10 protein-coding genes are annotated in these 15063 nt (G+C 65.8%); all 10 read right to left on the bottom strand.

From position 1 onward, the window contains the following. Window positions 1-56 precede the first annotated feature (56 nt). The 10 genes from DIE23_RS03000 to DIE23_RS02950 all read right to left on the bottom strand — a co-directional run bounded on the left by DIE23_RS03000 (window position 57) and on the right by DIE23_RS02950 (window position 14839). A complete protein-coding gene (locus DIE23_RS03000; RefSeq protein ID WP_124610727.1) occupies window positions 57-1361 on the bottom strand; it encodes an MFS family transporter in 1305 nt (434 codons plus the stop codon). A gap of 232 nt (window positions 1362-1593) precedes the next feature. Beyond that, the gene (locus tag DIE23_RS02995) at window positions 1594-3273 is read right to left on the bottom strand and encodes a SpoVR family protein (protein ID WP_124610726.1); all 1680 of its coding nucleotides are present in this window, start codon (window positions 3271-3273) and stop codon (window positions 1594-1596) included. Then, on the bottom strand, window positions 3270-4538 hold the full coding sequence (locus DIE23_RS02990; protein WP_124610725.1) for a YeaH/YhbH family protein: 1269 nt from the start codon (window positions 4536-4538) through the stop codon (window positions 3270-3272). Before DIE23_RS02990 ends, DIE23_RS02995 begins: the two co-directional genes overlap by 4 nt. Before the next feature lie 125 nt (window positions 4539-4663). Further along, window positions 4664-6586: a PrkA family serine protein kinase gene (locus DIE23_RS02985; RefSeq protein WP_057924430.1), complete on the bottom strand. Its 1923-nt coding sequence runs from the start codon at window positions 6584-6586 to the stop codon at window positions 4664-4666. Between the two features lie 505 nt (window positions 6587-7091). Then, window positions 7092-8849: a methyl-accepting chemotaxis protein gene (locus DIE23_RS02975; protein ID WP_124610857.1), complete on the bottom strand. Its 1758-nt coding sequence runs from the start codon at window positions 8847-8849 to the stop codon at window positions 7092-7094. 277 nt (window positions 8850-9126) lie between these two features. Next, window positions 9127-10056 (bottom strand): ribokinase, encoded by a 930-nt coding sequence (rbsK, locus tag DIE23_RS02970; RefSeq protein WP_124610724.1) that lies wholly within the window; start codon window positions 10054-10056, stop codon window positions 9127-9129. Beyond that, window positions 10053-11084 carry a LacI family DNA-binding transcriptional regulator gene (locus DIE23_RS02965; RefSeq protein ID WP_124610723.1) on the bottom strand — a complete coding sequence of 344 codons (1032 nt, stop codon included), beginning with the start codon at window positions 11082-11084 and terminating at the stop codon, window positions 10053-10055. Before DIE23_RS02965 ends, rbsK begins: the two co-directional genes overlap by 4 nt. Window positions 11085-11119: 35 nt before the next feature. Further along, window positions 11120-12139, bottom strand: coding sequence for an ABC transporter permease (locus DIE23_RS02960; protein WP_124610722.1), 1020 nt, complete (start codon window positions 12137-12139; stop codon window positions 11120-11122). After that, window positions 12136-13749 carry a sugar ABC transporter ATP-binding protein gene (locus DIE23_RS02955; protein WP_124610721.1) on the bottom strand — a complete coding sequence of 538 codons (1614 nt, stop codon included), beginning with the start codon at window positions 13747-13749 and terminating at the stop codon, window positions 12136-12138. Before DIE23_RS02955 ends, DIE23_RS02960 begins: the two co-directional genes overlap by 4 nt. Before the next feature lie 139 nt (window positions 13750-13888). Then, the gene (locus DIE23_RS02950) at window positions 13889-14839 is read right to left on the bottom strand and encodes a sugar ABC transporter substrate-binding protein (protein WP_124610720.1); all 951 of its coding nucleotides are present in this window, start codon (window positions 14837-14839) and stop codon (window positions 13889-13891) included. Between the last annotated feature and the right edge of the window lie 224 nt (window positions 14840-15063).

The following is a 15063-nucleotide window of genomic DNA, read 5'->3' as shown; positions in this document are numbered from 1 at the left end:
CGTCCTGTTGCGCGTTGCCCGTCGATGCGGGCAGCCTGGCGAGGCTGCCCCGTCGATCACGGTTCGTGACGCAGATACCCTTCCTTGCTCGGATCGCGCATCCGCCACGACACGATCAGCGAGATCGCGCACAGCACCGTCACGTACCAGTAGAAGGTTTCTTCGCTGCCGATCGACTTGAACCACAGCGCGACGTACTCGGCCGAGCCGCCGAAGATCGCGTTCGCGACCGCATACGACAGGCCGACGCCCATCGCGCGCACTTCGGGCGGAAACATCTCGGCCTTGATGAGGCCGCTGATCGACGTGTAGAAGCTGACGATCGCCAGCGCGATCGTGATCAGCACGAACGCGGCCGTCGGGCTCGTCACGGTCTTCAGCGCGTGCATCAGCGGCACCGTGCCGATCACCGCGAACGTGCCGAACAGGATCATCGACGTACGGCGGCCGATCTTGTCGGACAGCGCGCCGAACACCGGCTGGATCAGCATGTAGACGAGCAGTGCGACGGTCATCACGTTGCTGGCCGTCTTCGCGTGCATGCCGGCCGTGTTCACGAGGTACTTCTGCATGTACGTCGTGAACGTGTAGAAGATCAGCGAGCCGCCGGCCGTGAAGCCGACCACCGTGAAGAATGCCCCCTTGTGCTGCCACACGCCGCGGATCGTGCCCGCGTCCTTCTTGTCGCGCGATGCGCTCGTCGACGTCTCGTCGAGCGACTTGCGCAGGTACAGCGAGATCAGCGCGGCCGCCGCCCCGCAGACGAACGGAATGCGCCAGCCCCACGCCTTCAGTTCGTCATTCGACAGCGCCTGCTGCAGGATCACGAGCACCAGCAGCGCGCACAGCTGGCCGCCGATCAGCGTCACGTATTGGAACGACGCGAAGAAGCCGCGCCGCCCCTTCAGCGCGACCTCGCTCATGTAGGTTGCGCTGGTCCCGTACTCGCCGCCCACCGACAGCCCCTGGAACAGGCGCGCGACCAGCAGCAGCGCCGGTGCCAGCGCGCCGATCTGCGCATAGGTCGGCAGCACCGCGATCACGAGCGAGCCGCCGCACATCATCAGCACCGAGATCATCATCGCCGCGCGGCGGCCGTGACGGTCGGCGATGCGGCCGAACAGCCAGCCGCCGATCGGACGCATCAGGAAGCCGGCCGCGAACACGCCTGCCGTGTTCAGCAACTGCGTCGTCGTGTTGCCGCTCGGGAAGAACGCGGGCGCGAAGTACAGCGCGCAGAACGAGTAGATGTAGAAGTCGAACCACTCGACAAGGTTGCCCGACGAGGCGCCGACAATGGCGAACACGCGCCGCCGGGTGTCATGCGCGGACAGCGCAGCTTGGTCGGTCTGGACGTCCATGGGTTGGTCTGTTCCTTTTAGTGCTTTCTGGGCGAGACGGCTGGGGGCCGCCGCGTGCGGTCGCACGTGGCACCGGTTCCGGCGCACGGCGCTACGGGATTTTAGCGAAATGTAAAGTAACAGGCTTTCCGGGTTCGTCCGGATGTAGAAAAATCTTCTCCCGCCGCGCGCTCATCATATGAAAACGCCAGCCGTCAGGCTGGCGTCCGATGCAAGCCATGCGCGGCGATACTCAGACACGCACCTCCGGCGGCACGTAGCGGCACTCGTAGCGCTTGCGCACGGTACCGGCCTCGTCGACGCTTTCGAGGTACACGTCGAACTGCCAAAGCCGCGCCATGTGCTTGAGCACTTCCTCGCTGTCGTTCGACAGATGGCGGTTGTCGGTCATGAAGTGGCGCAGCGTGAGACTGCGGTCGCCGCGCGTGTTCACGGCCCACACCTGGATGTTCGGCTCGCGGTGATGGATGTCGTACTGCCGCGACAACGCCTGCCGCACGTACTGGTAGCCGGACTCGTCGTGGATCGCCGACACCTCGAGCGAATCGCGCATGTCGTCGTCGAGCACCGAGAACAGTCGCATTTCGCGGATCAGGTTCGGCGACAGGTACTGCGCGATGAAGCTCTCGTCCTTGAAGTTGCGCATCGCGTAGTGCATCGCCGGCAGCCACGGGGTGCCCGCGATCTCCGGAAACCACTTATAGTCCTCTTCCGTCGGGGCTTCGCAGATCCGGCGGATGTCGCTCATCATCGAGAAACCGAGCGCATACGGGTTGATCCCGCTGTAGTACGGCTTCGTGACGGGCGGCTGGTAGACCACGTTGCTGTGCGAATGCAGGAACTGCATCATGAAGCCGTCTTCCAGCTTGCCCTGGTTGTACAGCGTGTTCAGCAGCGTGTAGTGCCAGAACGTCGCCCAGCCTTCGTTCATCACCTGCGTCTGCCGCTGCGGATAGAAGTACTGGCCGATCTTGCGCACGATGCGGATCACTTCCCGCTCCCACGGCTCGAGCAGCGGCGCGTTCTTTTCCGCGAAATACAGCAGATTTTCCTGCGGTTCCGGCGGATAGCGCCCCTCCTGCTCCTCCATCAGCTCGGGCTTCTTGCCCGGCAGCGTGCGCCACAGTTCATTCACCTGCGACTGCAGATACGCCTCGCGCTCGCGCCGCAGCGCGGCCTCCTTCGACAACGACGGTTTCTGCGGCCGCTTGTAGCGGTCGACGCCGTAGTTCATCAGCGCATGGCACGAGTCGAGCAGCTCCTCGACGCGATCGAGGCCGTAGCGCTCCTCGCATTCCGCGACATAGTTCTTCGCGTACACGAGATAGTCGATGATCGCATGCGCGTCGGTCCACAGCCGGAACAGGTAGTTGCCCTTGAAGAACGAGTTGTGCCCGTACGCCGCGTGCGCGATGACGAGCGCCTGCATCGTCATCGTGTTCTCTTCCATCAGATAGGCGATGCAGGGGTTCGAGTTGATGACGATTTCGTACGCGAGGCCCATCTGGCCGCGGCGATAGCTCTTCTCGGTCGACAGGAAATGCTTGCCGAACGACCAGTGGCGATAGTTGACGGGCATCCCGACCGACGCATAGGCATCCATCATCTGCTCGGCGCTGATCAGTTCGAGCTGGATAGGGTAGATATCGAGCTCGTATTGCTCGGCGACCTGCGCGATGTGCGTGTCGTATTCCTCGAGCAGTTCGAACGTCCAGTCGGACGGGCACGGCAGCGGCTTGCGTTCGGCAACGTTCATACGCGCTTCCTTCTGCCCGGCACCGGGCAAGTCGGCGGCCGGCGGCGCCGGTTCGGTCCGGCCGCTTTGCTGCGATGCGGCAGGGCCGGCCGTGTCGTCGCCGGAAGGGCGCGGCTCGTAGCCGCGCGACTCGTTGTGCAGATGGCGGGTCGTCATGACATTTCCACCTGCTTTTCGAACAATTCGCGAAACACCGGGTAGATGTCGGCAGCCGATTCCACTTTTTTCATCGCGAGATGCGGTTGCGACAACGCCAGTTGCGCGTACTCCAGCCACAGATTCTGCTCTTCCGGCGCGACCTGGATATACGCGAAGTAACGCGTCTTCGTGAGGATATCCTCTTCCAGGATTTTGCGACACTTCGGCGAATCGTCGGTCCAGTTGTCGCCGTCGGACGCCTGCGCGCCGTAGATGTTCCACTCGGTCGGCGAGTAGCGCTCGTTCATCACCTTGCGCATCAGCTCGAGCGCGCTCGACACGACCGTGCCGCCGCTTTCGGTCGAATGGAAGAAGGTGTCTTCGTCGACCTCCTCCGCACGCGTGTGGTGACGTATGAACACCACCTCGATGCGCTCGTAGTTGCGCTTCAGGAACAGGTACAGCAGGATGAAGAAACGCTTCGAGAGATCCTTGCGCTGCTCGTCCATCGAGCCCGACACGTCCATCAGGCAGAACATCACGGCCTGACTCGACGGCTGCGGCTGCTTCACGCGGTTGATGTAGCGCAGGTCGAACGGATCGATGAACGGGATCCGCCAGATGCGCCCCTTCAGGTGATGGATCTCGGCCTCGAGCACGGCGATTTCCTCGCGGCGATCCTCGGTGTCGCCCTTCAGTGCCTCGAGCCGCGCCTCGAGCTCGCGCAGCTCGTTCACGAGCGGCGAGCCGAGTGCGATGCGTCGGCCAAGCGCGCTGCGCAGCGAGCGCACGACGTCGATGTTGTTCGGCGTGCCTTCCGCCGACCAGCCCGCACGCACGTTCTTCCAGCTCGGCACCGTGAGCAGGTGCGTCTTCACGAGGCGTGGCAGTTCGAGATCGTCGAAGAAATACTGCATGAACTCGTCGCGGGACAGCTCGAACACGAAGTCGTCCTGCCCTTCGCCTTCGTTGCTCGCCTGACTGCCGCCGCCGCCCGAGCCGCCCTGCGGACGCGGAATCTTGTCGCCGCGCACGTAGTCCTCGTTGCCGGGGTGCACGTATTCACGACGCCCGCCCGGACCGTGCCGGAAATTCGGCTCCGCGATGTCCTTGCGGGGAATCGTGATGCTCTGCGTGCTCTGGATATCCTTGATGCTACGATCGCGCACCGCGTCCGACACGGCACGACGAATGTAGTTCTTGACGCGACGCAGAAAGCGTTCGCGGTTGGCGATGCTCTTGTTCTTGCCGGCCAGCCTGCGGTCGATGATTTGATGAAGCACTCCCGGTCTCCCGCTCGAAAGTCGATCTGCCGGGGCACTCGCCGCGCATGCCGTCTGCCGTCATGCGGGCGGCGCCTCTGAAGGCGCCCGTACGGACTCGCCGCACGGGCGCGGTACCGCGCGCGTCATGACGACTTGCGCACGCGCAGGTACCAGTCGCAAAGCAGCCTCACCTGCTTCGGCGTATAGCCCTTCGCGACCATCCGGTTCACAAAGTCCTCATGCTTGCGTTGCTCCTCCGCCGACCCCTTCGCGTTGAACGAAATGACCGGCAACAGTTCCTCGGTATTCGAGAACATCTTCTTCTCGATCACGACGCGCAACTTCTCGTAGCTCGTCCACACGGGATTCTTGCCGGCGTTGGCCGCCCGCGCGCGCAACACGAAGTTCACGATCTCGTTGCGGAAATCCTTCGGATTGCTGATGCCGGCCGGCTTCTCGATCTTCTCCAGCTCGGCATTCAGCGCGGCGCGGTCGAAGCTCTCGCCCGTGTCGTGGTCGCGGAATTCCTGGTCCTGGATCCAGAAGTCCGCATACGTGACGTAGCGGTCGAAGATGTTCTGCCCATACTCGGAATACGATTCGAGGTACGCCGTCTGGATCTCCTTGCCGATGAATTCCGCGTAGCGCGACGCGAGCACGTCCTTCACGAAGGACAGATATTTCTGCTCGGTTTCCGGCGGGAACTGTTCGCGTTCGATCTGTTGTTCGAGCACGTACATCAGGTGCACGGGGTTCGCCGCGACCTCGCTCGAATCGAAGTTGAACACGCGCGACAGAATCTTGAACGCGAAGCGCGTCGATACGCCCGTCATCCCTTCGTCCACGCCCGCGTAGTCGCGATACTCCTGATACGACTTCGCCTTCGGATCGGTGTCCTTCAGGTTCTCGCCGTCGTACACCTGCATCTTCGAGAACAGGCTCGAATTCTCCGGCTCGTGCAGGCGCGACAGCACCGAGAACTGCGACATCATCTTCAGCGTACCCGGCGCGCACACGGCTTCGGCGAGCGACGAGTTGCGGATCAGCTTCTCGTAGATCTTGACCTCTTCCGACACGCGCAGGCAGTACGGCACCTTCACGACGAAGATCCGGTCGAGCAGTGCCTCGTTGTTGCGGTTGTTGCGGAATGCCTTCCACTCCGACTCGTTCGAGTGCGCGAGGATCACCCCGTCGAACGGAATCGCGCCGAATCCTTCGGTGCCCTTGAAGTTGCCTTCCTGCGTCGCGGTCAGCAGCGGGTGCAGCACCTTGATCGGCGCCTTGAACATTTCGACGAATTCCAGCAGCCCCTGGTTCGCCAGGCACAGGCCGCCCGAGTAGCTGTACGCATCGGCATCGTCCTGCGCGTACTGTTCGAGCTTGCGGATGTCGACCTTGCCGACGAGCGAGGAAATATCCTGGTTGTTCTCGTCACCAGGCTCCGTCTTCGCGATGCCGATCTGCCGCAGGATCGACGGATAGCGGCGCACCACGCGGAACTGACGGATGTCGCCGTTGTATTCGTGCAGGCGCTTGACGGCCCACGGACTCAGGATGTTCTTCAGGTAACGGCGCGGAATGCCGTATTGCTCTTCGAGGATCGGGCCGTCTTCGTCGTAGTCGAACAGCCCGAGCGGCGATTCGTTGACGGGAGAACCCTTCAGCGAATAGAACGGCACGCGCTCCATCAGTTGCTTCAGGCGCTCGGCGATCGACGACTTGCCGCCACCGACCGGACCGAGCAGGTAGAGGATCTGCTTCTTCTCTTCGAGCCCTTGCGCGGCGTGGCGGAAGTATGCGACCACCTGCTCGATCACCTCCTCCATGCCGTAGAACTCGCGGAACGCGGGATAGACCTTGATAACCTTGTTCGCGAAGATCCGCGACAGGCGCGGGTCGATGCGGGTATCGATTTGTTCAGGTTCCCCGATTGCAGCCAGCATGCGTTCGCCGGCCGTGGCGTACGCTGACGGATCGTTCTTGCAGAGCGCGAGGTACTCCTCCAGCGAGAACTCTTCCTCTCGCGTTTTTTCGAAGCGGTTCGCGAAGCTGCTGTAAATATCCATGCTACCTCCCTCGCCTGAGTCTGAAGACGTGCTTGCCTTCTATGACTGCGCAGAAGCAAGCGCGTTCGAATTCATCCTAAACCCTTTCTTATTTTTTTTCACGAACTCTTCGTATGAAGTTCGTCATTCTCGACAACACCGGTTGGACAACGCATTTCGACGCTTTACAATCGATCTCCCGTGTCGCAGAAACTGCATCCGCCACGTCTCGTCGAGCATCGGAACGTCTCGTGCGTTGGACACCTCCGTCGTCGTCGCCGCACCCTTCACCCTCCCCTTCATCCCTAGACGTTCGAGAGGACGTTTACGACGACACGCGTTGTGCGCCGTTACAAATTTTTTTCGCATCGTCCGGAGATACCCGTAGCGCGGATGCGCACATGCAACGCGCGGCGACGCATGAAGGTTCACGTGCGCTGTCACATTCCGTCGGTCGCCGAAACGACGACGCCCGCATGTCGCGGGCGTCGTGTGCCACCAAATGGGGATAGATGCGCCGCGCGAATCAGAACGTCTCCCAGTCGTCGGCGCCGGCAGCCGCGGCGACCGGCGCGGGGGCTGCCGCCGGCTTGCGCGCCGGTGCCGCCGCCGGGCGCTTAGGCGCTGCATCGCGGTCGTCGCGCGCAGCCGCCGGTGCGGCCGACGACACCGGCACGATCGCCGGCGCGGAAACCGAGCGCGGTGCCTGACGTGCGGCGGCGGCGGCCGGCTGCGCCGCGTCGTCGTCGATCCGGAACAGCGACGCCGTCTCGCGCAGGCGCGCGGCCTGTTCGTCGAGCGATTGCGCGGCGGCCGCCGCTTCCTCGACGAGCGCGGCGTTCTGCTGCGTGACCTCGTCCATCTGCGCGACCGCGCGCGCGACCTGGTCGATGCCGCCGCTCTGTTCCTCGGACGCCGCCGCGATCTCGCCCATGATGTCCGTCACGCGCTGCACCGCACCGATCACGTCGCTCATCGTGCGGCCGGCTTCGTCGACCAGCGTCGACCCCGTCCGGATGCGCTCCACCGACGCGTCGATCAGCATCTTGATCTCCTTGGCCGCGCTCGACGAACGCTGCGCGAGGCTGCGCACCTCGCCCGCGACGACCGCGAAGCCGCGGCCTTCCTCGCCGGCGCGCGCGGCTTCGACGGCCGCGTTCAGCGCCAGGATGTTGGTCTGGAACGCGATTCCCTCGATGATTGTGATGATGTCCGCGATCTTCGCGGAGCTGTCGTTGATCTCGCCCATCGTGCCGACCACCTGGCCGACCACCGTATTGCCCTTGTTTGCAATTTCCGACGCATTCGCGGCCAGCGAGCTTGCCTGCCGCGCATTGTCCGCGTTCTGCTTCACGGTGCCGGTCAGTTGTTCCATGCTCGATGCGGTCTCCTGCAGCGCGGATGCCTGCTCTTCCGTGCGCGACGACAGGTCGATGTTGCCGGCGGCGATCTGCCGGGCCGCGGTCGCGATCGACTCGCTGCCGCCGCGCACGGTGCGCACCGTGTCGACCAGCCCGCGCTGCATCTTCGCGAGACCGTCGAGAAGCAGGCCCATTTCGTCACGCCGATGCACGACGATCGAGCGGCGCAGGTCGCCCGCGGCGATCGCGTCGAAATGTGCGAGCGCGTCCGCGAGCGGACGGCCGATCGCACGGCTGAGCGCCAGCCACGACAGCACCGCGGCGACGAAACCGGCCGCCAGCACGACGATCGACACCACGCGCAGCGTTTCATACAGCGATTCCGCGCGGTCGAAGCCCGCCTGTGCGTCGGTGAACTGGAAATTGCGCAGCGCTTCGCTTGCGGTCGCGAGGTCGTTGTAAAGCACCTGGAGCTGCTTGGCGCCCTCGCCGATCCGGTCGTGGTCGCCGGTCCCGACGATGCCCCCGAACGCGTCGCAACTGCGCTGCAGCGCCTGCCGCTTCGCGGCGACGTCCTGCGCGAGCCGGTCCTCCTCCGGGCCGCGCGGCAGCGCAAGGTACTTCTGCCACCACGCGTCGGACTGCGTGCGCATCGCGCGGCTGCGCTCCACCGCGGCCACGGAGTCTGGCGTGCCGGCCAGCAACGCGGCGCGGTCGAGCGCCAGGCGCTCGCGTGCCGCGTACATCTCCGCCACGGCCACGTCGACCGCGCTCGGCATTTGGTTCGTGAAAATCTCGCGCGTCGCGTCGTTCGTGCGCGTCATTCCGTATACGCCGAGCACGCCGATCACCCCCAGCAGCACCGCGAGAAACGCCATCGTCAAACCGAGGCGCGCACGTATCGTCAGGTTTCCGATCACCATCATTCTTCCTGTGTTGCGTCGTCATGGACGGGCCGGGCCCGTTTTTCGAAACAGTGTTTCGCTCCGATGCATTTACGACCGTCCGCTGCACAACTTGATGGTATTGACAGCAATTTTCCCTGCAATCCGTCTGCTTATTACGTTTTTTGGAATAATGGATGCGAAGCTTGCGGCCCGTGCCATGAAAGGACGGGACGCAGGTCGAATTCCGGACGATCAGAAAAGGATGACCGGCCGCCTGCTGCCGCAGGCGCCGGCTGCGATACGCGATCGGGCCCTATTCGGCCAGTTCGGCGAGGGTGGGAATCGACGGCTGCGCGCCTGCGCGCGTGACCGACAGCGCCGCCGCGCGTTGCGCGAAGCGGATGGCCAAGTCGACGTCCTCGCCGGCCGCGAGCCGCGCGGCGAAACCGCCGATGAAGGTATCGCCGGCCGCGGTCGTGTCGACCGCCTTGACGACGGGTGCCGGATAGTGGCGCGCCGTGCCGTCGGCCTTCAGCGCGAACACGCCGCGTGCGCCGAGCGTGATCAGCACGTTGCGCGCGCCGGCCGCCTGCAACGCACGCGCCGCGGCTTCCGCCTCCGCCGGATTGCGCACCGGTAGCCCGGTCAGCGCGGCCGCCTCGACTTCGTTCGGGATCAGGTAATCGACCAGCGGCAGCCAGCCGTCCGGCAGCGGCGCGACAGCAGGCGCCGGATTGAGCACCACGATGCGGCCGAGCCGCCGCCCGGCCGACAGCGCCGCGAACACGGCGTCCGGCGGCGTCTCGAGCTGGCAGACCAGCACGTCGGTCGCGGCCAGCGCCGCGTCGTGCCGCGCCACCGTTTCGGTCGTGACTTCGCCGTTGCCGCCCGCGACGATCACGATCGTGTTCTGGCTCGCGTCGTCGACGACGATCAATGCGACGCCGGTCGACGCCGTCGCACTCGTCGCGAGCCGCGAGCAGTCGATGCCTTCGGTCTCGAGGCCGGCCCGCAGCGCGGTGCCGTGCGCATCCGCGCCGACGCAGCCGATCATCGCGACCTGCGCGCCGAGCCGCGCGGCCGCGACGGCCTGGTTGCCGCCCTTGCCGCCCGCGGCCTGCGCGTAGGCGTGACCGGCGAGCGTTTCGCCCGGCAACGGCAGCCGCGGCGCCCGCACGACGAGATCCATGTTGAGGCTGCCTACCACCGTCACGCGGCCGGCGCCTGCCGCACGCGCCGTCATGGGCGATCTCCGGGCGCGGCCGGCTCACGGTAAACCGCCGTCGATTCGCGCAGCACGAGGCGCGGTGACACGACGCGACGACGGCTCGGCGCGGCCGACGAGCCGCCGCCGATTCGCTCGATCAGCGTCTGTGCGGCCATTTCGCCGAGCGCGCGCACCGACTGGCCGACCGTCGACAGCGCCGGGTACGTGTAGCGGGAGAATTCGATATCGTCGAAGCCGATGATCGAGCAGTCGTCCGGCACGCGCATCCCGCGCTCGGCCGCCGCGCGCAACGCGCCGACGCCCATCAGGTCGTTGCCCGCGAAAATCGCGCTGGGGTGCACCGACTCGAACAGCCGCGATGCCGCGTGATAGCCGCCGAGGCACGAAAAATCGCTTTCCGCGATCGCGCCCGGCACGATGTCGATCCCCCGCTCGGCCATCGCGCGGATGAAGCCGTGCACGCGCATCGCGCTGACGGCCGTGTCGGTCGGCCCGGTGATGCAGCCGATCTTCGCGTGCCCGAGTTCGAGCAGGTGACGCGTCGCCAGGTAGGCGCCGCGTTCGTGGTCGATCTGCACGAGGTCGGCCGCGAGCCCCTCGATGTTGCGGTCGACGACGACGAGCGGCGCGTGCGCGTCCGCGAGCGTCTGCGCGAGCACCGCGTCCTCGCCGGCCGACGCGACGATCAACCCGTCGATGCGCTTTTCCTGCAACACGCGCAGGTAGTTGCGCTGCTTCACGGGATCGTCGTCCGAGTTGCAGAAGAACACGCAATAGCCGTTGGCCGCGCACTGGTCCTCGATGCCGCGCGCAAGCTCCGCGAAGTACGGATTCGTGCTGTTCGGCACGACGAGGCCGATGGTCGCCGTCGAGCGCGCCTTCAGCGAGCGCGCCACGGCCGATGGCACGTAGTTCAGCTCGCGGATCGCGCCCTCGACCTTCGCACGCACATCCGCGGACACCGGCCGCGAATTGTTCACCACGTGCGAGACGGTCGTAAACGACACGCCCGCCATGGCCGCCACATCCTTGATCGTCGCCATTTCCCGTTTCTCTCTGGTCTGCTTTCCGTGTAGTTCTACCGGGCGCGCGCGCGCCGGCTGCGATACGTGTCGAGCACGACCGCCACCACGATCACCGCCCCGGTGATGATCCGTTTGGTCGGCTCGTTCGCGCCGATTTGCGCCAGCCCCGCGGCCAGCACGGAGATGATCAACACGCCGAAGAACGTGCTGATCACCGAGCCGCGCCCGCCCATCAGGCTCGTGCCGCCGATCACGACGGCTGCGATCACCTGCAGTTCGAGGCCCGCGCCCGCGTTCGGGTCGGCGGCCTCGAGCCGCGAGATCTGAAACAGCGACGCGAGCCCCGCGAGCGCGCCCATCAGTGCGAATACGAGGATTTTATACGGCCGCGGGTTAACCCCGGCAAGCCGTACGGCTTCTTCGTTCGTGCCGATTCCGACAAGATAACGCCCGAACACGGTGCGCGTGAGCACGAACTGTGCCGCGATCATCACCGCGACCGCGATCAGGAACGCCGGCGAGATGCCGAGCGCGATCGGGTTCGACAGGAAATCGAACGCGTCGCCGATGTAGGCCGTGCGCGAATTCGTCAGCTGGTACGCGACGCCGCGCGCGGCCTCGAGCACGCCGAGCGACACGATGAACGACGGAATCCGCCAACCGACCGTGATCGCGCCCGTCAGCGAGCCGGTCACGGTCGCGACCGCGATCCCGATCAGCGCGGCCGGCAGCGGCCCCCACTGCCATTTCAGCGCGGCCACACTGACCATCGACGCGGCCAGCGCGAGCACCGAGCCGACCGACAGGTCGATGCCGGCGATGATCAGCACGAAGGTCATCCCGACCGACATCACGACGAGATCGGGGATCTGGTTCGCGATCGTACTGAACGTATCGTAGGTCAGGAAATGCGAGCTCAGCGTCGAAAACAGCGCGATCATCGCGGCGAGCGCGCCGGCGAGCCCGAGATAGTTCGACACGCCGAGCCGCGTGCCGGACAGCGTGCGCGCGCGGCGCCCCGTCACGTCCTGCTGCGCGCCTGCGTCGCTCGGGGATACGGGAGGCTGGGTCATTGCTGTCGTCCTGTCGTCGAAGTGCCGGAAGCGGCGCGCGGCGCCGCTCCCGCGTCCGGATGCCGCGCACCGTCCGGCAGCGCTTCGCGGCCGAAGCCGGCGAACGCCGCGGCCAGCAGCGCATCCTGGGTCCAGTTGCCGCGTTCGAACACGGCGGTCATGCGGCCGGCCGACATCACGCCGATCCGGTCGCAGATCAGCATCAGCTCGCGCAGGTCGCTCGAGACGACCACCAGCGCACGGCCCTCGCGCGCGAGTGCGCCCATCAGCGTGTAGATCTCGAATTTGGCGCCGACGTCGATCCCGCGGGTCGGTTCGTCGAACAGCAGCACGCCCATGTCGCGCGCGAGCCAGCGGCCGATCACGACCTTCTGCTGGTTGCCGCCCGACAGTTCGCCGACCGCCTGCGCGGCGCCGTGCGTGCGGATCCGCAACGCGTCGATCTGCTGCTCGGCGAGCGCCGTCTCGCGCGTCGTGTCGACGATGCCGCCGCGCGCGAGCCGGTCGAGCTGGCCGAGCGACACGTTCGACGTGACCGATAGCGACAGCAGCAGCCCTTCGCCCTTGCGGTCCTCGGTGATCAGCGCGATGCCGTGCTTCACCGCGTCGACGGGCGACCCGATGCGCGCCGGCTTCAGCGGATCGCCGACCGCGATCATCCCGGCATCCGGCGTGTCCGCGCCGTAGATCAGCCGCAGCAATTCGGTGCGCCCTGCACCGATCAGCCCCGAGATGCCGAAGATTTCGCCCGAGCGCACTTCGAGCGACACGTCCTGCACGGCCGTGCCGCGCGTCATGCCCGACACCACGAGTCGCGGCGCGCCGATATGGCGCGCGCCGAGATCGATATGCTCGCCGACCTCGCGCCCGACCATCAGCGTGACGAGCCCGTCGGACGTCGTCGCGGCCATGTCGCCGACGTGCACGAGCCGGCCGTCGCGCAGCACCGCGACACGCTCGGCGACGCGCGCGAGCTCCTCGAGCCGGTGCGAGATGTAGACGATCGCCACGCCGCGGGCCTTCAGCCGGTCGATCTGCTCGAACAGCAGCTCGACCTCGCGCGCGGTCAGCATCGCGGTCGGCTCGTCGAGGATCAGCACACGACAGTCACCGATCAGGTTGCGCGCGATCTCGACCATCTGCTGGTGGCCGATGCCGAGCGCGCCGACCGGCGTATCGGGGTCGACCGCGTCGAGCCCGACCTGCGCCATCGCCGCACGCGCATCGTCGCGCAGGCGCGCGCGATCGATGATGCCGAAGCGCCGCGGCAGACGGTTCAGGAACAGGTTTTCGGCGACCGTCAGCGTCGGCAGCAGGTTCAGCTCCTGCATCACCATGCGCACGCCGAGCGCCTCGGCCTGCGTGCGGCTCGCCGGCGCATAGGCCTGGCCGCCGAGTTGCATCGTGCCGGTCGTCGGATCGACGAGCCCGCCGATGATCTTCGACAGCGTGCTCTTTCCGGCGCCGTTCTCGCCCGTCAGCGCGAGCGCTTCACCCGGCGCGAGCGTCAGCGAGACGTCGGCGAGTACCGGTTCGGCGTAGGTCTTGCCCACACCGGAGACGGACAGCACGGGAACGGCTGAACGGGAGGGTTGGAAGGTCGGTTCCATCGCGATCCTGGTTGCGGCCGCGCGCACGCGGCGCGCGGGTATGACGCTCACAAGTGCATGCAGTGGCCGTGATCGCGCTCACTCCGTATAACGGCCGCCGGCCCGGATTCTTGAGGGCGGCGGCCGTGACGGGGCGGCGTTACTTCGTCACGAGATCCACGGGCGTCTCGACCACGCCGGACATGTCGGCCTGCTTGCGATGCTCGGCGATCGCCTTGAGCGCCGTGTCGATGCCGAACACCGCCTGCTTCGCCGCGTACTGGTCGGCAGTCGCGAGCACGCGGCCGTCCTTCAGCATCGGCTTGATCGCGTTGATGTTGTCGTAGCCGACCACGAACACCTTGCCCTGCTTGCCCGCCGCCCGCACGGCCGACACGGCGCCGATCGCCATGTTGTCGTTGCCGCACAGCAGCGCCCGCAGGTTCGGGTATTCGTTCAGCATCGCGGACGCGACCGCATTGCCCTTGTCGATCTCCCATTCGCCCGACTGCACCGACACGACCTTCATCCCGCCCGCCTTCATCGCATCCTGGAAGCCGGCCGTGCGCTGCTGCGCATTGGTCGTCGTCGACACGCCTTCGAGGATGCCGACCTGGTCGCCCGCCTTCAGCCGCTTCGCGAGGTAGTCGCCGATCTTGCGTGCGCCCTTGCGGTTGTCGGGGCCGACGAACGGCACGTTCAGATTCTTCGACTTCAGCACGTCCGGGTCGAGCCGGTTGTCGATGTTCACGACGGTGATACCCGCGTCGACCGCCTTCTTGACGACCGGCACGAGCGCCTTCGAATCAGCCGGCGCGATCACGATCGCATCGACCTTCGACACGATCATCTGCTCGACGATGCGGATCTGGTTCGCGGTGTCGGTCTCGTCCTTGATGCCGTTCGTGATCAGGTCGAACTGGCCGGCGTTGTGCTTCTGGTATTCCTTCGCGCCGTTTTCCATCGTCAGGAAGAACTCGTTGGCGAGCGACTTCATCACGAGCGCGACCTTCGGCTTGGCCGTAGCTTGCGCATGGACGGCCGGTGCGGCAGCGACCGCGACGGCGGCAAGCGCGGCGGTCAGGAAGCGACGGCGAAAGAGGACATTCATACACATCTCCTGGCGGCTGGCCCGACGGGCCGGATTGTTGTTTTAATGCGAGCAAACGTTTGCGTCACACTACCCGGACATTGGCCATCGATGCTGCTTGTCGGTACCACGGGATGGAAGCGAGGCAGACGGCCGACTGCCTGGCGCGTGCTGTCGTCGACGCGCCACCGCCGGCGGGACGCCAGCGAAGTGGAAGCTATGCTGTACCGTTTCGGTTCGACGCG

Origin of the sequence: Burkholderia sp. Bp9143, from assembly GCF_003853645.1 — a bacterium.
GTDB lineage: Bacteria > Pseudomonadota > Gammaproteobacteria > Burkholderiales > Burkholderiaceae > Burkholderia.
The sequence above is the reverse complement of the archived record's forward strand: the minus strand, read 5'-3'. Positions and strand labels throughout refer to the sequence as shown.

Bases quoted from the DNA above. Each gene is read 5' to 3' on its own strand.
- DIE23_RS03000 (WP_124610727.1), bottom strand. From the start codon at position 1,361: ATGGACGTCCAGACCGACCAAGCTGCGCTGTCCGCGCATGACACCCGG.
- DIE23_RS02995 (WP_124610726.1), bottom strand. From the start codon at position 3,273: ATGACGACCCGCCATCTGCACAACGAGTCGCGCGGCTACGAGCCGCGC.
- DIE23_RS02985 (WP_057924430.1), bottom strand. From the start codon at position 6,586: ATGGATATTTACAGCAGCTTCGCGAACCGCTTCGAAAAAACGCGAGAG.
- DIE23_RS02975 (WP_124610857.1), bottom strand. From the start codon at position 8,849: ATGGTGATCGGAAACCTGACGATACGTGCGCGCCTCGGTTTGACGATG.
- rbsK (WP_124610724.1), bottom strand. From the start codon at position 10,056: ATGACGGCGCGTGCGGCAGGCGCCGGCCGCGTGACGGTGGTAGGCAGC.
- DIE23_RS02965 (WP_124610723.1), bottom strand. From the start codon at position 11,084: ATGGCGACGATCAAGGATGTGGCGGCCATGGCGGGCGTGTCGTTTACG.
- DIE23_RS02960 (WP_124610722.1), bottom strand. From the start codon at position 12,139: ATGACCCAGCCTCCCGTATCCCCGAGCGACGCAGGCGCGCAGCAGGAC.
- DIE23_RS02955 (WP_124610721.1), bottom strand. From the start codon at position 13,749: ATGGAACCGACCTTCCAACCCTCCCGTTCAGCCGTTCCCGTGCTGTCC.
- DIE23_RS02950 (WP_124610720.1), bottom strand. From the start codon at position 14,839: ATGAATGTCCTCTTTCGCCGTCGCTTCCTGACCGCCGCGCTTGCCGCC.